15 protein-coding genes are annotated in these 20,530 nt (G+C 73.0%); 5 read left to right on the plus strand and 10 right to left on the minus strand.

Translation table 11 applies throughout. The features are described 5' to 3' along the window. Positions 1-157: 157 nt before the first annotated feature. Entirely contained in the window at positions 158-1,195 is a 1,038-nt protein-coding gene (locus tag ACYVAQ_RS10160) for a type IV toxin-antitoxin system AbiEi family antitoxin domain-containing protein (RefSeq protein ID WP_460788919.1), read from the minus strand. A gap of 293 nt (positions 1,196-1,488) precedes the next feature. Further along, positions 1,489-2,079: a dephospho-CoA kinase gene (gene coaE, locus ACYVAQ_RS10165; protein ID WP_460788921.1), complete on the minus strand. Its 591-nt coding sequence runs from the start codon at positions 2,077-2,079 to the stop codon at positions 1,489-1,491. Positions 2,080-2,100: 21 nt separating this feature from the next. Between coaE and ACYVAQ_RS10170 the strand changes: the two genes are divergently transcribed. After that, positions 2,101-3,327 (plus strand): class I adenylate-forming enzyme family protein, encoded by a 1,227-nt coding sequence (locus tag ACYVAQ_RS10170; protein WP_460788923.1) that lies wholly within the window; start codon positions 2,101-2,103, stop codon positions 3,325-3,327. 17 nt (positions 3,328-3,344) lie between these two features. Then, entirely contained in the window at positions 3,345-4,247 is a 903-nt protein-coding gene (locus ACYVAQ_RS10175; protein ID WP_460788925.1) for an oxidoreductase, read from the plus strand. 6 nt (positions 4,248-4,253) lie between these two features. On the opposite strand, the gene ACYVAQ_RS10180 is transcribed toward ACYVAQ_RS10175, so the two are convergent. Further along, a complete protein-coding gene (locus ACYVAQ_RS10180; protein WP_460788927.1) occupies positions 4,254-5,198 on the minus strand; it encodes a helix-turn-helix domain-containing protein in 945 nt (314 codons plus the stop codon). Between the two features lie 298 nt (positions 5,199-5,496). Beyond that, positions 5,497-6,960, minus strand: coding sequence for a 30S ribosomal protein S1 (gene rpsA / locus ACYVAQ_RS10185; protein WP_460788931.1), 1,464 nt, complete (start codon positions 6,958-6,960; stop codon positions 5,497-5,499). A 122-nt stretch (positions 6,961-7,082) separates the two neighbouring features. Here rpsA and ACYVAQ_RS10190 point away from each other — a divergent pair, with 122 nt between their 5' ends. The 3 genes from ACYVAQ_RS10190 to ACYVAQ_RS10200 all read left to right on the plus strand — a co-directional run bounded on the left by ACYVAQ_RS10190 (position 7,083) and on the right by ACYVAQ_RS10200 (position 11,481). Further along, positions 7,083-7,922 (plus strand): class I SAM-dependent methyltransferase, encoded by an 840-nt coding sequence (locus ACYVAQ_RS10190; RefSeq protein ID WP_460788932.1) that lies wholly within the window; start codon positions 7,083-7,085, stop codon positions 7,920-7,922. Positions 7,923-8,081: 159 nt separating this feature from the next. Then, complete coding sequence (locus ACYVAQ_RS10195) at positions 8,082-10,478, plus strand: binary toxin-like calcium binding domain-containing protein (protein WP_460788934.1); 2,397 nt, start codon at positions 8,082-8,084, stop codon at positions 10,476-10,478. Between the two features lie 73 nt (positions 10,479-10,551). Then, positions 10,552-11,481 (plus strand): hypothetical protein, encoded by a 930-nt coding sequence (locus tag ACYVAQ_RS10200; RefSeq protein WP_460788936.1) that lies wholly within the window; start codon positions 10,552-10,554, stop codon positions 11,479-11,481. Between the two features lie 31 nt (positions 11,482-11,512). Here the strand turns inward: ACYVAQ_RS10200 and ACYVAQ_RS10205 are convergent, their stop codons facing one another. The 6 genes from ACYVAQ_RS10205 to ACYVAQ_RS10230 all read right to left on the minus strand — a co-directional run bounded on the left by ACYVAQ_RS10205 (position 11,513) and on the right by ACYVAQ_RS10230 (position 20,444). Continuing rightward, positions 11,513-12,496 carry a PorA family protein gene (locus ACYVAQ_RS10205; RefSeq protein ID WP_460788937.1) on the minus strand — a complete coding sequence of 328 codons (984 nt, stop codon included), beginning with the start codon at positions 12,494-12,496 and terminating at the stop codon, positions 11,513-11,515. A 5-nt stretch (positions 12,497-12,501) separates the two neighbouring features. Beyond that, on the minus strand, positions 12,502-13,719 hold the full coding sequence (locus ACYVAQ_RS10210) for a glycosyltransferase (RefSeq protein ID WP_460788939.1): 1,218 nt from the start codon (positions 13,717-13,719) through the stop codon (positions 12,502-12,504). Then, positions 13,712-14,590 (minus strand): glycosyltransferase, encoded by an 879-nt coding sequence (locus ACYVAQ_RS10215; RefSeq protein WP_460788941.1) that lies wholly within the window; start codon positions 14,588-14,590, stop codon positions 13,712-13,714. The genes ACYVAQ_RS10210 and ACYVAQ_RS10215 overlap by 8 nt, the downstream gene beginning before the upstream one ends. A gap of 95 nt (positions 14,591-14,685) precedes the next feature. Beyond that, positions 14,686-14,817 carry a hypothetical protein gene (locus tag ACYVAQ_RS10220; RefSeq protein WP_460788943.1) on the minus strand — a complete coding sequence of 44 codons (132 nt, stop codon included), beginning with the start codon at positions 14,815-14,817 and terminating at the stop codon, positions 14,686-14,688. A 57-nt stretch (positions 14,818-14,874) separates the two neighbouring features. Beyond that, positions 14,875-16,560: a hypothetical protein gene (locus ACYVAQ_RS10225; RefSeq protein WP_460788945.1), complete on the minus strand. Its 1,686-nt coding sequence runs from the start codon at positions 16,558-16,560 to the stop codon at positions 14,875-14,877. After that, the gene (locus ACYVAQ_RS10230; RefSeq protein WP_460788947.1) at positions 16,557-20,444 is read right to left on the minus strand and encodes an alpha-(1->3)-arabinofuranosyltransferase domain-containing protein; all 3,888 of its coding nucleotides are present in this window, start codon (positions 20,442-20,444) and stop codon (positions 16,557-16,559) included. The genes ACYVAQ_RS10225 and ACYVAQ_RS10230 overlap by 4 nt, the downstream gene beginning before the upstream one ends. Between the last annotated feature and the right edge of the window lie 86 nt (positions 20,445-20,530).

The raw sequence follows: 20,530 nt of genomic DNA on the forward strand, positions 1-20,530 counted from the left end.
GGGCTGCAACACGTGGTGACGCGAGCTCCACTCCCGTTTCGGTCGCTTGTCGCCCGTCCGACAGAGCAACCAGCAGCCAAACCTGGACGCCAGTCCGCGCAACTACGTGTTACATCGCCATGAGTAGGGCACCCGGCATCCGGCCCGACGAAGACGCTCAGGCAGCGCGGATTCCGGGCGCCGACGGGCGGCGCCGGACTGTTCGCGGGCGGAACTCGGCGAGATCGGACCGGTCCGTCCCGAATCGGGCGCAGGTGTCGAGGTACTCCCTCCTGAGCCGCTCGCGCGCGAGCGCCCGACCAGGACCGAACACGTCGGACCAGACCAGACGCGAGACGCCGAGCTTGAACCAGCAGATGAAGTCCTGCCGCTTCTTCTCGAACCAGACCACCTCGTCCGGATCCGACGAGGCGAACCCACCTTCGTCGGCACGGCGGTACTTCAGCTCACCGTCGAACTCGAAGACATGCCGGCCCAGGCACAGGTCGCACCACACGGTTCTCCCGTTCGCGCTCAACCCGAACTGGACGGTCGGCACCCCGAAGCCGAGCGAGCCGATCAGGTCGCGGGCGAGCGTCTCGCCCACGCTGTCGCTCTCGGTGGACGCCGAAACGATCACGTCCCGGACCGTTCGAGCCCCGGGCCACGACGACATCCGCGCGAGTACGCGGTCGAACTCGAGAGGCGTCGCCCCGATCCGGTACGCCGAGTCAGCCGCGACCAGCCCTTGAATGAACCCATGCTGGCGGGCGATATCTGCAGCGGTCCGCGCGGCGCCGAGGCAGGCGATCCCCTGCACGTCGACGACCTGGTACTCGTCGTACGGCGCCAGGTGGGTCTGGATGCCGGCGCGGTGGTGCGTCCCAACCAGGCCTGGGCGAGTCAGGTGGGTGGTCGGAGCCGGCTCGCGGAGGACGTCCATCCCGAGCCGATAGGCAGCGGAGTGATGGCTCATCACGTGCGGCTCCTTCATCCGCAGGCTTGCGGCCCGGTCGATAAGCATCCGCTGTGCCCGATGGCTCCTCGCCGACGCGGCGAGCTCGGCGTCCGCATAGACCCCGACACGGATACCGACCCAACTGCCGGAGCGTCGCAGCCGTGCAATGTGCTCCGAGGACATCCCCGCTGCCAACGCCTGCGGGCGCGTGATGAGTCCGCCCTGGGCAGCCATGATCGCTCTGATGTGACTGTTCATGGCTCCACGCTCCGACGAGGTGCCGACATCGGAGGGCCGGAGCGCAAGCCGGCTGTGGATATCCGCCACTGGCCCGGCGGATGTGGATGCAGCTTGGTCTGCGCTGTGACGCATGAGGTTGGCGACCGCGGCGATCCGGAGTGCTGCAACACGCCGTTGCGCGAGCCACGCGCCGGTTGTAGCGGCCGGCAGCCTGTCCGGACGGGTGCGTAGCGGCCCGGCCCGGTGTCCAGGTCACGTAACTACGTGTTACCCGGACGGAGTCCAGGCGGAACCAGAACCACCCAGAGCGATCAGCCGGTGAGCGCCGCGAACACCTCGGCCACCTGCCGGCGCAGGTCCTCGACCGAGCCCGTGTTCTCGATGAGGTACGTCGCCGCCGCCCGCCGCTGCTCCCGCGTCGCCTGCGCGGCGATCCGGGCCCGGACGTCGGCCTCGACCATCCCGCGCGCGACCGCCCGCTCGACCTGCAGCTCGACGGGCACGTCGACGACGATCACCTCGTCGAACAGGTCGGCGTACCCCACCTCGACGAGGAGCGGGATGTCGTTCACGACGAGCCGTCCGGACGCCCGCGCGGCGTCCTCGAGCTCGGCCGTCCGGGCGCCGACCAGCGGGTGGGTGATGGCGTTGAGCCGCTCGCGAGCGGCGTCGTCGGCGAAGACGATGGAGCCGAGCCTGGGGCGGTCCAGAGCGCCGTCCGGGGTGAGCACGTCCGGACCGAACGCCTCGACGACCGCAGCCAGGCCAGGGGTCCCCGGCGCGACCACCTCACGGGCGATCAGGTCGGCGTCGATCACGACCGCACCCAGCTCGACGAGCATCCCGGCCACCGTGCTCTTGCCCGACGCGATGCCGCCGGTGAGTCCCACCCGTTCCGTCACGGCCGCGATAATACGGACACCATGACTCCCCTCCATCCCGGCGACCGCGTGGCGCTGCTGGTGCCCGGCTCCCTCGCCTACCTGGACGCGGTCCACCGGATGCTGACCGCCGGCATCGTCCCTATCCCGCTCGACCCGCGGCTGACGCCGTACGAGCGGGAGCGCATCCTCCGAGGGCTCTCGCCCGCGCTGATCGTCGAGGGGGATCGCGAGCTCGCTGCGCTCGCCTCGACCCTTCCCCCTCCCGGCCTCCCCCTGGCCCGCCCGATGCACTGCACGTCGGGCACCACCGGCACGCCCAAGGGCGTGTGGTCCGGACTGCTCTCGCCCGAGGACGCCAAAGCGCTGGTCGCCGAGGAACGCGACCTGTGGGGGTTCGACGGCGACGACGTCAACCTGGTCCTCAGCCCGCTCTACCACTCCGCGCCCCTCCGCTTCGCCCTCGGTACGACGCTCGCCGGCGGCCGGGTCGTCATCCCCGGCCCCTTCGACCCGGCCCTCGTCACGACCGCCATCGAGGAGCACCGGCCGACCACGATGTTCTGCGTCCCCACGCACCTGCAGCGCCTCTTCGCGCACTGGGACGAGCACGGATGGCCCGACCTCACCTCCTACCGGCTCGTCGCCCACGCGGGCGCGCCCTGCCCCACCGACGTCAAGCGTCGGCTGATCGAGGCCTTCCCGCCCGGCTCGACCTGGGAGTTCTACGGATCGACCGAGGGCCAGTTCACCGCGTGCCGCAGCGAGGAGTGGTTGGAGCGGCCCGGGACGGTCGGCCGCGCCCGGCCGGGGCGGTCGCTGGCGATCGACGACGACGGCCGGATCTGGTGCACGGTTCCGTCGTACGCACGCTTCACCTACTTCGACGAGCCGGAGAAGACCGCCGCAGCCTGGCGGGGAGACGCCTTCACCGTCGGCGACGTGGGCCGCCTCGACGCGGACGGCTACCTCTACCTCGACGGCCGGCGTGAGGACCTCATCATCAGCGGCGGCGTGAACGTCTACCCGACCGAGGTGGAGCAGGTGCTCGGCGAGTGCCCCGGCGTCAGCGACATCGCCGTCTACGCCCAGGACGATCCCCAGTGGGGCCAGCGGGTGTGCGCGGCGGTCGTGGGCACGGTCGCCGAGGCCGACCTGGCGGCGTACGCGCGCGAGCACCTCGCCCCTCCGAAGCGCCCCAAGACCTACACCTTCCGCGCGGAGCTCCCCCGGACGCTGACCGGCAAGGTACGCCGCCAGGAGCTGTGAACCACTAACCTCCCGCCATGACCCGTTCGTGGACCGCCGCGCAGCTCACCGACCAGTCCGGGAAGGTCGCGGTCGTGACCGGTGGCAACTCCGGCATCGGCTTCCACGCCGCCCGCGAGCTGGCCGCCCACGGTGCGCGGGTCGTCATCGCGTGCCGCAACGTCGACGCGGGTCGCGAGGCGGCCGCAAGGATGACCGGCGACGTGCGCGTCGAGCAGCTCGACCTCGCCGCGCAGGCCTCCGTCGCCGACTTCGCCGAGCGCTGGGACGGGCCGCTGGACCTGCTGGTCAACAACGCGGGCGTGATGAACCCGCCGGCGTACCGCACCACGGCCGACGGCCACGAGCTGATGTTCGGCACCAACCACCTCGGCCACTTCGCCCTGACCGGGCGGCTGCTGCCAGCGCTCCTGCAGAGCCCGGACCCGCGCGTCGTCACGGTCTCCTCGCTCGCCCATTTCGGTGGCACGGACAAGGTGCTCGAGGCCAACCCGGAGCAGGGCTACGTGCCGGAGCCCTACTACGGCAACAGCAAGCTGGCCAACATCCTCTTCGCCCGCGAGCTCCAGCGCCGCGCCACCGAGGCAGGCTCCCCGCTCGTCTCCACGGCGGCCCACCCCGGCATCTCCGCGACCGGCCTGGTCGGTGACCCGAACGGCATGGGCGCCAACCCGTTCGTGCGCGCGGTCGCGCCGTACGTCCTGCCGATCATCTTCCAGTCGGGAGCGAAGGGCGCGAACCCCAGCCTGTACGCCGCCACCGAGGCCGCTCCCGGCTCCTACACCGGGCCGCTGCAGTTCCGGCAGACCCGCGGCCGGATCGGCGAGGCGAGGCTGAGCCGCTACGCGCGCGACGAGGACCTCGGGCGCCGGCTGTGGACGCTCAGCGAGGAGAAGACCGGCGTCTCCTTCCCCTTCTGACCGGCCCTAGCAGGCGAACTGGCGCCGGTAGGCCTGCGGGCTGACCCCGCGCACCCGCGAGAAGTGGTGCCGCAGGGTCGCGGCGTTGCCGAAGCCGACCTCGCTCGCGATCCGGTCCACCGAGGCGTCGCTGCGCTCGAGCAGCTCCTCGGCCGCCGCCACGCGCTGCCGGGTGATCCAGCTGTGCGGCGTCGACCCGGTCTCGTCGCGGAAGCGCCGCGCGAAGGTGCGCGGCGACATCAACGCCCGCTTGGCGAGCGCCTCGACGCTGTGGTCCTCGCGCAGGTTCTCCACGATCCAGGTCAGCAGCGGACCGAGGGTGTCGGCGTCGCAGTCCGGCACGGCCCGCGCGATGTACTGCGCCTGCCCACCGTCCCGGTGCGGAGGTACGACGGCTCGCCGGGCGATCGTGCTCGCCACGGCAGCGCCGTGCTCCTGGCGCCAGATGTGCAGGCAGGCATCCAGGCCAGCGGCGGTGCCGGCGCTGGTGACGACCTGCCCGGCGTCGACGTACAGGACCTCGGGGACGACCCGCGCCAGCGGGAAGCGCCGCTGCAGCTCCTCGGTGTACATCCAGTGCGTCGTGCACTCCAGACCGTCCAGCAGCCCGGCCGCACCGAGCGTGAACGCGCCCGAGCAGACCGACAGCAGCCGCGCGCCGCGCTCGGCGGCCTCCTGCAGCGCGGTGATGACCGGCTCCGGCGGCAGCCCGCCCTTCGGGATCGCCGGGACCGCCACCAGGTCGGCCTCGGCGACCCGGCCCAGGTCCGCGTCCACCTGGATCGAGAAGCCCATCGAGGTCCGCATCGGCTCCTGGGTGTGGGAGCACACGGCGAAGTCGATGGCCGGCACGCCGTCGGCCGTGCGGTCGATGCCGAAGGCCTCGCACAGCACGCCGAGCTCGAACGGGGCGACACCCTCGAAGGCCAGCACGGCCACGTTGGTCAGCATCCCGCCACCCTCGCACGACCATGGCAGGAAATCAACGCAGGCCGCCATTCCTGCCACTCGCGGCAGGATATCGATGAGCGAATGATTACTGCCATGACCACCGTACTCGCCCTCCTCGCCCTGCTGATCGGGCTCGCCCTGACGGTCCTCTGGGCCCGGGCCGACGCCTTCCTCCCCCGCCCGCCCCGCCGCGAGTGGTTCGACTGACCGACACCCGACCGACACCGCCGAAAAGACGAGCAGGCCCGCTCCCCGGAGGGAGCGGGCCTGCTGCGTCTGCTAGCGGTCGATCAGGAGATCAGGCGCCGCCGGTGAGCTTCTCGCGAAGCGCCTGCAGAGCCTCGTCCGAGGCGAGCGAGCCGCCGTCGTTCGTGGACTCGGAGGAGTACGACGAGGCCTCGCCGGCCTCGGCGTCGGCAGCCTTGGCCTCGGCCTGCTGCTTGACGTGCGCCTCCCAGCGGGCGTGCGCCTTGGCGTACTGGTCCTCCCAGGTCGCGCGCTGCTCGTCGTAGCCCTCGAGCCACTCGCCCGTCTCCGGGTCGAAGCCCTCGGGGTAGATGTAGTTGCCCTGCTCGTCGTACGTGGCCGGCATACCGTACAGCGTCGGGTCGAACTCCTCGACGTCCGCCGCGGTCGCGGTCTCGTTGGCCTGCTTGAGCGACAGCGAGATCCGGCGACGCTCGAGGTCGATGTCGATGATCTTGACCATGACGTCGTCGTTGACCTGGACGACCTGCTCCGGGATCTCGACGTGGCGCTCGGCCAGCTCGGAGATGTGGACCAGGCCCTCGATGCCCTCCTCGACGCGGACGAACGCGCCGAACGGGACGAGCTTGGTGACCTTGCCGGGGACGATCTGACCGATCTGGTGGGTCCGCGCGAAGTGCTGCCACGGGTCCTCCTGGGTCGCCTTCAGCGACAGGGAGACGCGCTCGCGGTCCATGTCCACGTCGAGGACCTCGACGGTGACCTCGTCACCGACGGTGACGACCTCGGACGGGTGGTCGATGTGCTTCCAGGACAGCTCGGAGACGTGGACGAGACCGTCGACGCCGCCGAGGTCCACGAACGCACCGAAGTTGACGATCGAGGAGACGACACCCTTGCGGATCTGACCCTTCTGGAGCTGGGTCAGGAAGCCGTGGCGAACCTCGGACTGGGTCTGCTCGAGCCAGGCACGGCGGGACAGGACAACGTTGTTGCGGTTCTTGTCCAGCTCGATGATCTTGGCCTCGAGGGTCTGGCCGACGTACGGCTGCAGGTCGCGGACGCGACGCATCTCGACGAGCGAGGCCGGCAGGAAGCCGCGCAGACCGATGTCCAGGATCAGGCCGCCCTTGACGACCTCGATGACGGTGCCCTCGACGACGCCGTCCGCCTCCTTGACCTCCTCGATCGTGCCCCAGGCGCGCTCGTACTGCGCACGCTTCTTGGACAGGATCAGGCGACCCTCCTTGTCCTCCTTCTGGAGGACCAGGGCCTCGACCTTGTCGCCCACGGAAACGACCTCGGAGGGGTCGACGTCGTGCTTGATGGACAGCTCGCGCGAGGGGATGACGCCCTCGGTCTTGTAGCCGATGTCGAGGAGCACCTCGTCACGGTCCACCTTGACGATGGTGCCGTCGACGATGTCGCCGTCGTTGAAGTACTTGATCGTCGCGTCGATCGCGGCGAGGAAATCAGCCTCGGAGCCGATGTCGTTGACGGCCACCTGGGGCGCGTCGTCGTTGTAGCCGAGGGGAGTCGAGAGGGTGCTCGTCATGAGTAGGAAGAGGTCCTTGGGCGGATAGAAGTAGAAGAACGCGTCTACGGGTGCAGACGCAATTGTCAAGAGTACGCGGGCGCACCCGCGCAGGTCCAACCGGCGACCACTACGCTGAGCGCGTGCAGGAGTGGGCGCATCCGCCGGTGACGGCCCATCGTCGCAGCGCGAACGAGACCGAGTCCAGGCTCGCCAACGGCGCCGACTGGGACCGGTACGCCGACGAGTACCAGGCCACCCACGGGGAGTACCTCGGCGACGTCGGCTTCCTGTGGGGTCCGGAGGGGCTGACCGAGGCGGAGCTGGGCGTGCTCGGGCCGATCGAGGAGCTCGCCGGCAAGCACGTCCTCGAGGTCGGCTCGGGAGCCGGCCAGTGCTCGCGGTGGCTGCGCTCGGTGGGCGCGCATGCCTACGGGCTGGACCTCTCGCACCGCCAGCTGCAGCACTCGCGACGCATCGACGAGTCGACCGGCATCGTCGTACCGAGCGTGCGCGGGACCGCCACCGCGCTCCCCTTCGCCGACGCCTCCTTCGACATCGTCTTCTGCGCGTTCGGGGCGCTGCAGTTCGTGGCCGACATCGACGTGGCCCTCGCCGAGGCGGCCCGGGTCCTGCGGCCGGGCGGGCGGTTCGCGTTCTCGATCACCCACCCGACGCGGTGGATGTTCCCCGACGACCCCACGGCGGAGGGCCTGCTCGCCTCGCAGTCCTACTGGGACCGCACGCCCTACGTCGAGGTCGACGACGAGACCGGCGCGACGTCGTACGTCGAGCACCACCGCACCCTCGGGGACTGGGTGGACCTGCTGGCCGGCAACGGCTTCCGGATCGTCAAGCTCCTCGAGCCGCAGTGGCCCGAGGACAACGACCGGCTCTGGGGCGGGTGGTCGCGAGTGCGTGGCGTGCTGACCCCTGGGACGGCGATCTTCGCGGCGGACTGGTCACCTGTGACCATGCCGTAGTCCGTTCGGGCTACGGCTGAGAGGTCATCCGTCCCGTTCTCGGTCGCTCTCCGCCGAAACCGGGACGCGCGGCCCTACGGTGCTCGCGGAGGGGTCGGCGGTCCGGGCCGTGGAGCACCCGTCCGCGTCCTCATCCCGTTCTCGGCAAGGAGACCCCTGATGGTCAACCGCCCCCGCGTCCGCCCTTCGCGAGCGCGCACCCTCACGCTGACCGGCACCGCCCTGGTGACCGCGGCCGGCCTGACGCTGGCCGCCTCCGGCTCGGCCCACGCGCAGCCGCTGCCGGCGCCGTACGACGCGCTCGCGCACGGCGACCTGGTCAGCCTGAACCTCAACGCCCCGGCGCTCGGCCTCAGCGTGGCCGGTGCTGCGATCGGTCACTCCAAGGCGACCGTCGACTCGACCTTGTCCAGCGGCAACGCGAGGTCCGAGTCCGCGAACCTCGACGCGAACCTGCTCGGCGGCCTGTCGCTGCCGGTCGACACGGTCTCGGCGACCGCTCCCCCGAAGTCCGACCCGGCCGCGCGCACGCTGCTGCCCGTCGACCTCGGCGCGCTGGCGAACGTCGGCGTGATCAGCGGCGACGAGTACGCCGACTACGGCAGCAGCACCACCTGCCCGACGGCGAACGGCACGGGTGACCGCGTCTACTCCGACGCCCTCACGACCCTGGCTGGCGTCACGCTGCTCAGCGTGCCGGTGGCCGGCACCGTCGCCAGCGTCGGCGCGTCCAGCCAGCGCGCGACCACGAAGGTCGACGCGGCGGGCAGCGTCCTCTCGACGCTCACCACCAACGTCGCGCCCATCTCGCTGCTCGGCGGCGCGGTGACGGTGAAGGTGTCCTCCCCCGTCGTCCTCAAGGCCACCTCCGACGGCACCACCGGGACCGCCGGCTTCCAGGACCCGCCGACCGTCACCGTCACGGTGAACGGCAGCGACATCAACGTGCCGCTCAACGGTCAGCCGATGAGCATCAGCCTGCCCGCTGCGCTCGCCGCGGTCGCGGACCTGAAGGTCACCGCCTTCTCCCCCACGAGCCAGAGCTCCGGCGCGCACGGCGAGGCGGACCTGCAGGAGCTGCTGCGCATCCAGCTCAACGTCGCGTCCCTGCTCGGCAGCCCGCTGGTCGCGCTCGACCTCGGCGTCGCGCCGATGCACGTCACCGCGGACGCGCCGACCGGCGGCGTCGAGTGCGTGCCGTCGACCACGAAGGACACCGACGGCGACGGGCTCACCGACGCCCAGGAGGCCCAGCTCGGCACCGACCCGAACAACCCTGACACCGACGGTGACGGGCTGAACGACGGCACCGAGGTCAACACGACCCACACCGACCCGAAGAAGGCCGACACCGACGGTGACGGCATCAACGACGGCGACGAGGTCTCCGGGGCCAAGAACACGACGTACGGCGGCGCGCCGACCGACCCGCTGAAGGCGGACACCGACGGCGACGGCCTCACCGACGGCCAGGAGATCACCACCTACGGCACCAACCCGAACAACGTCGACACCGACGGTGGCGGCGCGCCCGACGGCGCCGAGGTCCTGGTCGACCACACCGACCCGCTCAACCCCGCCGACGACGTGAAGACCGACTCCGACGGCGACGGCCTCACCGACTCCGAGGAGCAGGTGCTCGGCACCGACCCGCTCAAGGCGGACACCGACGGTGACGGGCTGAACGATGGCACCGAGGTCAACACCACCCACACCGACCCGCTCAAGGCGGACACCGACGGTGACGGGCTCAGCGACGGCACCGAGGTCAACACCACCCACACCGACCCGACCAAGGCCGACACCGACGGCGGTGGGGTGGACGACGGCACCGAGGTCGCCGCCGGCACCGACCCGAACAACGCGGCCGACGACGCCACGGTCGACTCCGACGGCGACGGGCTCCCGGACCTCCAGGAGGCCCAGCTCGGCACCGACCCGCACAAGGCGGACACCGACGGCGACGGCCTGTCCGACGGCTACGAGGTGAACACCTCGCACACGGACCCGACGGTGCGTGACACGGACGGCGACGGCCTGTCCGACGGCAAGGAGGTCCACGGCCCGAGCTCGGCGTCCCCCAGCTGCCACAGCAACCCGCTGAAGAAGGACACCGACGGTGACGGGCTCACCGACGGCACCGAGGTCAACGGGATCACCCTGCGACAGAAGGTCTACACCGGACGGAGCGCGTCGACGACGAACCACCGGATCGGCAAGGTGCACACCAACCCGTGCAAGAAGGACACCGACGGTGACGGCCTGAGCGACAGCCGCGAGGTCAAGGGCGTGAAGATCACGACCAAGGTCGTGCGTGCCAAGAAGTACGGCGGGAACTACGTGATCGGCTTCCGGCTCACGGACCCGACGCGCAAGGACACCGACGGCGACGGTCTCACCGACAAGCAGGAGCTCACCGGCAGCGCCAACACCCGGTTCCACTCCCGCGCGTCGGACCCGGACCGGGCCGACACCGACTTCGGTGGCGCCAACGACGGGACGGAGGCCAAGCGTCGGCACACCGACCCGACGGACTTCATGAACGGTCGGGCCTGACCGATCGAGGTCGAACCCGCGGGGCACCGGCGAACGCCGGTGCCCCGCGGGCATTTCTCCCTAGAGTTCGGGTGTGGAGGGAACGCGGCGCTGGGTGGGCGACACCAGCATCGGCTGGCGGATCCTGCTGACCGCCGAGCTGGGGTCGTCCGTCGACCGCGTCGCCCTCGCCGCCCTGCAGCGGCGGCTCACCGAGCCCGACCCGCGCCCGGTGCGGGTCGAGGACGTCGACGGTGCCGTCGTGATCTCGGCACACCACTCCGCGGCCGACGGGCTGGGCCTGCTCGAGCTGCTCGAGCGAGCGGGGCACGGCCCGGCCCGCTCGGCCGCCCGCGGGGTGGGCGCCCAGGAGGGCGGCAGCCTGGGCGCCGGGATCCGGCAGCGGTTGGTCGAGGCGCTGCTGCGGCCGCCCGCCTCCCCCGTGCCGCCGGTCCGCACGCGCTCGGCCGGCGACGTCCTCGTCACGACCGAGGTCGCCGGCCCGGTCACCCCCGCCGCCCTCGTGTACGCCGGTGCGCGGGCCGCGCGGGACTGGCAGGCGGCCCGCGGCGCCCGTGCCGACCACGTCGCCATCGCGGTGGGGGCCAGTCGCGGAGCGCGCCCGCCGGGTGCCGACCCGGCCGACGACAGCGTGCTGCTGCGGCTGCGCGACGTGGAGCTGCTCGACCGCGACGGGGTGGCGGCCGCGCTCCGGGCGGCCGGCCCGGAGGTCAGCCCCGGAGCCGCGGCGACCTCATGGCTGGCCGGCGCCGCCCTCGGCCTGGGCCTGCGGGCGCTGCGATCCCGGCTCGGCTCCACCCTGCTGGTCTCGCACCTCGGCGAGGTGACCGCTCCGGACGTGGAGCGGCTGTCCTTCCACCCGGTCACCGCCGGCGGCTCCGGCCTGTCCCTGGGTGCCGTCGGGCACCGCGGCCGTACCACCCTCACGCTGCGGGCGCGCGCGTCCCGGTGGGACGACGACGGCCTCGAGCACATGCTCGAGGCCGTCGTCCAGCGGCTGTGAGACCGCGCCTGGTCGGGTGGGGGCGGTCGGTTCAGACCCCGACCAGCGGGCGGTCCGTGCCGTGGTCCTGGCCGGCGTCCCGCACCGCCGACGTGGGTCGGGTCAGGACGAGCCCGAGACCGAGGAGCAGCAGGCCCAGCAGGAGGCCGACCAGCGGTATCCAGGTCCGCGCGCCGGCGAGCCACAGGGCCTTGCCCGACAGGGTGTCGACCTCCTTCTGGACCTGGGCGTCGGTGTACTGCACGGTCCCGTCGAAGGCGGGCACCGTGCGTCCGGCGTACTCCAGCTCCTGCGTGCGGACCTCGACCCGCTGCACCGGCGTACCGGTGGCCGGCTCGATGGAGAGCGTGCGCACCATGCCGTAGGTCATCGCGGCGTCCACCGACGGCGCCTTCGATCCGAAGACCGAGCCCGGCACCTGCTCGTGCGCGATCACCCGCGGCGCGATGGTCTGCACGAACGTGTAGACCTTCAGGCCCTTGACCGACGTCTCGCCGGCGTACGTCGCGGTGGTCGCGGCGCGCAGGGTGTCGTCCCAGTTCTGGTAGTCGTGCTTCTGGGTGTCGAACGGGAACTTGTAGGTCTGACCGGTGAACACGACGGTGTCCTCAGGACCCTTCGTCGACTGGATCCACGACCCACAGGTGCCGCACGCGACGCCGGCACCGCTGACCGAGTCGAACGGGACGCGCTCCTGGGACTGCTGGAAGACCGAGCCGTCGGCGCGCCAGACCGTGGTGTTGTTGTTCCAGACCGAGACGCCCTTCGGGAGCTTGACCGTGCCGGTGTCGTCGGCGACCGTGCGGGCCTCGATCCGGAGGTCCGTCGTCTGCGGGGCGAGGACGTCGGGGTCGGTGTTGAACACCTGGGCGCCGTGCGACTCCAGGGACGTCACCTCGTCGTAGTGGGTGGGCACGGTGGCGAGCGTGGGATAGGCGTAGAAGCGGGTCAGGCCCGCCGCCACGACCAGGAACACGCCCAGGCCGACCAGTGCGGTTCCGATGGAGCGACGCATGGTGGTCACCTCTCTGCGGTTGCCGCGCGCGTCGCGCGGGATCGGTGCGAGGCCGCGGGCGCGGCGCTCAGGATCTCGCTGGTCCAGCCGCGGGCGTTCTCCCGCATCTGCGACCAGTCGAACTTCTGCGCCCAGGACTGGCACGCGGCCGTCCGGTGGGCGCGTACGCCGAGCGAGTCGGTGCTGTCGAGCGACTCGGCCAGCTGCTCGGCGAGCCGGCGGCGTACGCCGTCCAGGTCGGTGCCGTCGGGCACGAACCACCCGGTCTCCCCCGGGCGGATCGAGTCGCGCAGGCCGGGCACGTTGCGGGCGATCGTGGGCACGCCCCAACCGGCCGCCTCGATGACCGACTGCCCCCAGCCCTCGGCGTCCGAGGCGCACACGTGCAGGGACGCGCGGGCCAGCAGCTCGCCCTTCACCTCGTCGCTGACGTAGCCGTGGAACGTGACCCGGTCAGCGATGCCGAGCTCGGCCGCCCGCTGCTCCAGACGCTCCTGCTCGGGGCCGCGGCCGATGACGTCGAGGCGCACGTCCCGGCCGGCGAGCTCCGGACGCGCCAGCACGTCGCGCAGCGCCTCGAGCACCAGGTCGACCCGCTTGTGGGTGACCAACCGGCCGAGCACGACGACCCGGTCGGGGTCCTTGCCGGCGGCGTCGACCAGGCCCGCGTCCGGGACGTCCGCACCGTTCTCGAGCAGGCCGATCGGCGTGCGCCAGTCGAGCTGCTCACGCATCTCGACACGCGTCGAGTGCGAGACCGCGACGGTGCGGCGGTTGCGGTAGACCCGGCGCATCACGATCCGCTCCATCCACTGGCCCACGAGGGCCACCGGCGCGGAGAAGTGCGTGGCGAACTGCTGCTGGTGGACGTGGTGCACCACCAGCAGCACCGGGCGGCTGCGCGGCACGAAGAGCGGCGCGTACGCCGGGATGCTTCCGGCCAGGTCGATGACCGCGTCGACCCGCCGGCGGTGCAGCAGCAGCCAGCCGGCGGCGTACAGGAAGAACGTGAGGAGGCCGCCGCCACGGCGTACCTCGATGCCGTCGCGGGTCAGGCTGCGTGCCTGGCCCGGCTCGCGCGCGGTCAGGTAGGTGACCTGGGCGCCGCCGTCGCGCAGGGCCACGGCGTACTGCCAGGCGTAGATCTCGGCTCCGCCGGCGGCGGAGTGGTCGGTGTCGCGCCAGTTGACGACCACGACCCGGCGGCCGGCGAGGTCACTCATGGCGCATCCCCGCCCAGGTGGCGACGAGCAGGGCCGGCAGGGCCACGGAGGAGGGCAGCGGCATCGGGTTCCGCCGCCTCGGGTTCCTCGACGCAGCCCTGCCGGGGCTGGGGGCTTCCTCGACCCCGCGAAGGGGGGTAGCCGCGATCGCACGGGTGCGCCAGGCGATCGCTGCGAGGTCGAGGAAGGATCGGGCGCCGTGCCGGAGCGGCACGAACGTGGAGCCGGGCACGTCGACCCAGCTCACGGGGATCTCGACGATGTGGGCGCCGGTCCGCTGCAGGCGGACGAGGAGCTCGACGTCGAAGGAGAAGCCGTCGGTGACGAGGCGCTCCGCGACGTCGCGGGCGAGGTCGGCGCGCACCACCTTGAAGCCGCACTGGGTGTCGGAGACAGCGGGCAGCAGCCGGCGGGCGATCCGGCGGTAGCAGGCCGCGCCGCGCGACCGGGTGCGGCAGTGCCGGACCTCGGTGTCGCTGCCGGGCAGGCGTCGCGAGCCGATCACGACGTCGGCACCTGTCCGGACGCGGGCGAGCGCACCGGCGAGTGCGTCCAGGTCGGTCGCGCCGTCGGCGTCCATGAAGCAGACCAGGTCGTCGGCGTCGGCGTCGTCCTCGGTGACGGCGAGCAGACCGGTCCGGACGGCCGCGCCCTTGCCGCGGACCGCGCAGGCGACCACGCGGACGGGCAGCGCGGCGCTGTCGAGGGCGCGGGCGACCTCGGCGGTGCGGTCAGCGCTGGCGTTGTCGACCACGGTCACCTCGACCCGGCCGACGTGGCGGCGGTGCGCGACCACGTAGCGGCGCAGCGCACGCAGGGTGCGCGGCAGGCGTAGCTCTTCGTCGTACGCCGGAATGACGATGTGCAGCATCGGACCCTCCCAAGCCGTCTGCTCCGTCCGGCCACCTCTCCCCAGGTGGACCGGACGAGTGGTGCACGGCTCCCGAGCAGCCGCGACCTACGTGATCACTTCTGTGCGTAGGTCCTCAGCTGGTCCGAGGCGACGGGCGTCTGGTGGCCCTGTGCCACGTGGACGCCGCTGACGAGCGCGGCGAAGGCCGCGAGTGCCCCGACGAGCGCAGCGATGAATCGGTTCATAGAGGTCCCCTCCCAAAGACCAGGATCCGGCGCACAGCCTCCCGATTGTGACGCCAGTTACATCCTGTCCCGGAGTATCCATGCCGTGCTGACCAAAAGCAAAAGAAGCACGGAAACGTCGCAGAACAGGACGAAGTCCCGGTGTTTCGCGACCAAAGGCATGGTTGACAGGGCCCTCTCGGAGGGTCCCAGGTCCACCAGGACCAGGCCGTCCGCGTCGTACGCCGTCGTGGCGCCGTGCCGGTGCAGCTGCTCCACCGTCGGGCGGGCGCCCAGGCCGGCCTCGACCAGCACCCACCGCACGTGCAGGCCGCGCAGGGCGGCGACCGGGTCGGCCGCTGACAGGGCCACGCGGATCGCGTCGGACCGGGGGTCCTCGGCGGGCACGACCTGGTCGGTGAGGTAGGTGCGGTCGTCGACGAGCACCTCCCCGGGAAGCGCGCGGGGTGCGGGGTCCAGGACCGCGCGGTCGTGCGCCCAGGGGAAGGCCCGGTAGGAGCCGGTCCAGGGCAGCACGACGGTGGTGCCGGGAACCTCCGCCAGCCGGCGGGCGACCACCTCCCACGCGGGCGGGTACGACGAGCGCTGCAGGTCGCCACCCAGCCCCCAGCCGAGGGTGGGCAGGAGCAGGACGGGCGCCACGACGAGGAGCCCGACGACACCCCGGAGAGCCTCCCGGTTCGGGCGGATCCGGCCGCGGACCTCGGTCACCGCGCCGGCCAGGCCGGCCGCGAGCACGAGCCCGAGCGGCGCCAGGAAGCGGTGCGAGTCGCGCAGCAGCGCGAGGCCGGGCACGGGGGCCGCAAGGTCCTCGAGCAGCCGGTCTCCCCCGGGCAGGTCGGGCAGCAGCGCGACCACGAGGGCGCCCGCGCCGAGGACGCCGAGCCGTCGCGCCTCGCCCGGTTCCTGGCGCGACCACGGCACCAGGCCGAGCAGCGCGACGAGGCTGAGCAGGCACGAGAGCAGCACCACGACGCTGCTCGTGCGCGGCTCGAGCAGGATCGAGGTCTTCCAGATCCCGCCGAGGGACAGCAGGCTCGGCAGCACCCCGGCCGACGACTCCGCGCGCGCCGCGAAGCCGGCGAACACACCGGTCGTCGTGACGTCGGACGTGGTCGCGGTGATCGCCGGTGCCAGCCAGGCGAGGTTCGCGACGAGGGCGATGGCGACGATGCGCCACCAGGTACGACGTCCGCCGGCGAGGACGAGCAGCGTCACGGCGGCCATCACCCCGTTGGACGGGCTGCACGTCGCGGCGAGGACCGAGGTCAGCGCCGCCGGCGCCCAGCGGTTCCGGTCCTCCCGCAGCCGGCGGGCGGCGAGGGCGACCCACGGCAGCAGGAGGTAGCCGAGCAAGATCGCCCACTGCCCGATGCCGAGCCGTTCGGCCACCCACGGGTTCCAGCAGAACAGGGCGATCGCGGCGGCACGCGCGACGCCGCCGTGGCGACCGGCCATGCGTCCGACGCCGATCCCGCCGACCACGAGCCCGCCACTCAGCAGCAGGCGCTGGAGGACCTGGCCGGGCAGCACGTGGCTCGCCACCGAGATGAGCGCATCCATCGGCACCGCCCGTGGGAGCGACCCGTCCAGCCCGAGCCAGGCGTCCTTCCAGGGCTGGTGCGGAACGAACACCATGTCGCCCACCAGCCAGAAGCCGCGACCCAGCCACAACGGGCCGGTGATCGCGAGGGCGAGGGTCAGCGACCACGCGGCGTCCAGGAGCACCGACCGCCTGCTCACGGCGCCCTCCGCACGGCCGCGCCGAGACCGAGGGCGACGGCGGCACCGACCAGCAGGTCGACCCCGTCCGGTGGCAGCCGCGGCCCGTCGGTGAGCAGGACCGCGGTCGCCGTGTACGCCGCCACGAGGGCCGCCGCCACCACGCCCGCGCACGCCCGGGGCCACCTGCCGGCCAGCCACCCGGCGAGGACGGCGACGCCCACCACCGGGCCGGCGAGCACCCAGCCGAACAGCCCGAGCAGCAGCGCCACCCATCGTCGACCCGGCCCTCCCGGACGGTCGAGTCGGCCCTCCGGGACAGTCGAGTCGGCCCTCCCCGGCCGCACCAGCACCCAGCAGGCCGCGAGCAGGACCAGCCCCAGCAGGACCAGGCCGCCGACCAGCCCGGCGACGTACCCGCGCTGCGGGGTGAAGGACAGCGCGACCGGACCGGGGGTCCCGGCCGGGCGCAGCCAGCCCTGGGACCATCCGTCCACCGCGATCGGTGTCAGCCGACGGCCGCCGACGGTGGCGGTCCACCCCGGGTTGATGTTGACGGGCTCCGAGATGACCGTGCCGGCGCCCGCGGCGGGCGCGGGCGCGCGCGTCGGCAGGAGACCCAGCTCGACGGGCTGGAACTGCTCGGTGGACAGCAGCCGCACCCGGTGCACGCCTGCGGCCAGCCGCCAGCGTCGTACGCCGCAGGGGTGCACGGCGAGCTCGCCGTCCCCGACCACGTCGCCGATCGTGCCGCTGACCCGGGTCGCGACCTGCCGGCCGTCCACGACGAGGGTCGGGCCGTAGCCGCAGACCGAGCCGGTGGTCGCCGTCCCGTCGAGGGGTACGCCGACGTGGCCGCCCTGCAGCCGCAGCTCGGCGACCCCCAGCGGGGCGCCGGACCCGGCCGAGGACGAGCGGGGGAAGGTGATCGTGAGGCGGCGGGCCCGCAGCGGCGCGAACGTCGCGATCGGGCCGAGGGCGCCGAACGACACCGACCGCGAGCTGCCGCCGGGCGTGGTGATCCGCGCCCCCGTGGGTGCCACCGCCAGGCCGGAGGGCGCGGTCACCGACAGCCGGCGGATCGTCCGGACCCGGCCGAGGTCGACCTGCAGGCTCGGGGCGGGGTCGCGGGGATCGGCGACCCACTCGGTCGCCGGGTCGGCGTCGTACGCCATCCGGGCGGCGACCGCCGGGTCCGATGCGTACGTCGAGGACGCGGTCATCGTCACGCCGCCGAGCGGCCGGAGCAGCGCCAGGGTCGCGGCGCTGGTGCGGGCCACGACCAGGCCCCGCAGCCGCCAGGACCCGCCGGCGCCCGGGGAGACGGTGAACGTTCGGTCGATCCCGGTCTCCTCCTCGGCCGCGTGTCGGCGGTCCGGGTCGCAGTCGGGGCCGAGCAGCGAGGTCACGCACGCGCGCGTCTCGGGGGTCGCGGTGAAGAGGAAGGACGGGTGGGCGTTCTCGGCGACGGAGGGCACCACGAGCGTGCGCTCGGCATGCACGCCGGCGACATCCACCTCGGCCAGCGCCCCGGCGTCGGCCGACGCGGCGGTGACCCGCACCGAGCCGGCTACCACCCCACCGAGGTCCACGCTCGCGTCGCCGTCGGACCGGACCGTGCGCGCCACGTCCCCTGCCCGGACGGTCCAGGTGCCGGCGCCGGTCAGGGAGACCTGTCGGACCGGCTGCGGCGAGCGCAGGTCCAGCTGCCACCACTGGCCCGCCGGACCGACGTACGCACCGGGCCGCCAGGCGGTCGTCGGGTCGCCGTCGAGCGCCGACCAGGGCCCGTCCTCGGGGTGGGCCGCGCCCACCGTGTCGGCCCATCCGCGCGAGCTCGATGCCGCGAGCCCACGGATCCCGAGGTAGCGCGCCACCACGGGCCGCGCGCGGCCCGGCTCGGGGTAGTCCGGGAGGACGCGGCCGGTGTGGCTGGGCTCATCGGCGGTCATCACGCTGCTCACCGCGTCGTGCACGCGCCCGAAGTCGCGCTCCCGGCGGCGGTAGCCGTCGCCGACCACGTCGACGGGCGCGCTCCAACCGGGCGTCCCGGTCACGACCATCGGCTGGTCGGGGCCGACCAGGCTGTTCCCGACGGCGGTCAGCCCGTCCTCGACCGACGTCACGGTCACCGCAGCGGCGGCGTCGCGGACGTCGTACCCCGGCGAGCCGCGGACCGGGGCGACCCGGAACACCTCGAGCGCCGGCCCGAACGCCAGCTGCCCGAAGGTGCGCACCCGGGTGATGCCCGGCGAGCGCGCCAGGGCGACGGCCACGGTGCTCGCCGAGGGCACCTGCGCGACGTCCTGGTCGAGGTCGTGGCGCAGCAGGACCTGGGTGACGCCGATCCGCGCCAGCATGAACCGGAGGTACGCCGACCCCGTCCCCGTCTCGAGGTAGGACTCCAGCTGCGACAGCAGCCGGATCGTCCCCGCCGGCGTGAGCGGCACCTGGGAGCGGGTCACCCACGCGGACCGCGCGACCGCATCCATGGGCTCCTCCATGGTCCAGCCCCAGGACTGGGTGCCGAAGCCGGAGCCGGGGATGACCCACGTGGTCCCGGGCCGCTTCGCGACGTACGCCGCCGCCTCGGTCCAGTACGACGGGATGCCGGTCCAGCCGGGGATCCGGGTGTCGGCCGCGACGATCGGCGCCGACATCGCCACCAGCCCGCCGACGAGCCCGACGGCGACCCCGGCCGCGACGAACCGACGCGACCGGCGCACCCGTTCGGCCCCCGTCCGCACCACCGCGTCGGCCACCACCCCCACCCCGAGCGCCAGCGGCAGCCGCAGGACCGGGTCGGCCTTCGGGACGTTCCGCAGCGGAGCCAGCGGGCCGTCGAGCAGCCCCTGCAGCCAGCCCGCGAGCGGCCCGTCCAACGGCCCCGTGTGTGCGGCCACCTGGCAGAGCAGACCGAGCGCGACCGCGGCCAGCAACGGCCCGCGCCACCGGCTGCGCCAGCGCAGCAGACCCACGAACCCGAGCGCCGCGACCACCCCCGAGCCGAGCACCAGCCACGGGGAGGACGTCAGCTGCCAGCCGGCCGGCCACCACGGCGTACCTCCGACCTGGAGGTAGTCGATCCAGTTGCTGGTGCCGCGCAGCGACGCGGAGAAGCCGGCGGTGGCCGTGGTGGTCCGCGCGTCCTCGACGTAGTCGAAGAAGGGCGGGCTGACCGCGCCCAGCCGGAGCAGCGACACCACCCACCACGCGTTGGCCGCCGCCATCAGCGCGAGCCACCCCGCGACGAACCTCCACCCGACGACGCGCCGCCACGCCGCCCAGCCGACGACGAGGGCCAGCAGCGCCGCGGGCGCGGCGGTCGCGGTGCCGTTCACCCCTCCCCCGCACGCGAACGCCGCGACCGACAGCAGGGCCCCGTCGCGCGGACGTCGCCGCCCCGCCAGCACCTGCACGAGCGGCAGCAGCGCCCACGGCAGCACGACCGCCGGCAGGACCTCCGCACTGCGCACCCCGACCTCCGCCACCATCCGGGGCGTCAGCGCGTAGGCGAGACCGGCGGCGGCCGCCGCCCACGGTCCGGTGCCCAGCGCGCGGGCCAGTCGGCGTACGCCCTCACAGGCGAGGACGACCAGCAGGAAGGACCACAGCCGCTGGGTCACCCACCCCGGGACGCCGAGCCACTCCACGACGGTGAAGAAGCTGCCCTGCGGGAACAGGTAGCCGTAGGCCTGGTTCTGCAGCTCGCCGAGCGAGGTTCCCGGGTGCCACAGCGAGAAGGTGCCCGACAGGTAGCCCGCGGGACGCTCGGTGAGCTCGAGCCGGGTGTCCTCGGTGGTCCGCCCCCACTGCTCGGTGAGGAGCAGGACGGCCAGGACGGCGTAGACGCAGCAGAGGAGGGCCGTGCACCGGCGGTCGCCGGGGACACCCCGCTCCGGCATCCCGGCCTCCCTCCTGGTCCCGACCGAGTGGCGGTGGTCACTGTATTCCGGCGCCCTCGGATTCCGGAGAACCTGCCACCCAGCAT

The organism is Nocardioides maradonensis, from assembly GCF_054777115.1.

Bases quoted from the DNA above. Each gene is read 5' to 3' on its own strand.
- ACYVAQ_RS10160 (WP_460788919.1), bottom strand. From the start codon at position 1,195: ATGAACAGTCACATCAGAGCGATCATGGCTGCCCAGGGCGGACTCATC.
- ACYVAQ_RS10170 (WP_460788923.1), top strand. From the start codon at position 2,101: ATGACTCCCCTCCATCCCGGCGACCGCGTGGCGCTGCTGGTGCCCGGC.
- ACYVAQ_RS10175 (WP_460788925.1), top strand. From the start codon at position 3,345: ATGACCCGTTCGTGGACCGCCGCGCAGCTCACCGACCAGTCCGGGAAG.
- ACYVAQ_RS10180 (WP_460788927.1), bottom strand. From the start codon at position 5,198: ATGCTGACCAACGTGGCCGTGCTGGCCTTCGAGGGTGTCGCCCCGTTC.
- rpsA (WP_460788931.1), bottom strand. From the start codon at position 6,960: ATGACGAGCACCCTCTCGACTCCCCTCGGCTACAACGACGACGCGCCC.
- ACYVAQ_RS10195 (WP_460788934.1), top strand. From the start codon at position 8,082: ATGGTCAACCGCCCCCGCGTCCGCCCTTCGCGAGCGCGCACCCTCACG.
- ACYVAQ_RS10205 (WP_460788937.1), bottom strand. From the start codon at position 12,496: ATGCGTCGCTCCATCGGAACCGCACTGGTCGGCCTGGGCGTGTTCCTG.
- ACYVAQ_RS10210 (WP_460788939.1), bottom strand. From the start codon at position 13,719: ATGAGTGACCTCGCCGGCCGCCGGGTCGTGGTCGTCAACTGGCGCGAC.
- ACYVAQ_RS10215 (WP_460788941.1), bottom strand. From the start codon at position 14,590: ATGCTGCACATCGTCATTCCGGCGTACGACGAAGAGCTACGCCTGCCG.
- ACYVAQ_RS10220 (WP_460788943.1), bottom strand. From the start codon at position 14,817: ATGAACCGATTCATCGCTGCGCTCGTCGGGGCACTCGCGGCCTTCGCC.
- ACYVAQ_RS10230 (WP_460788947.1), bottom strand. From the start codon at position 20,444: ATGCCGGAGCGGGGTGTCCCCGGCGACCGCCGGTGCACGGCCCTCCTC.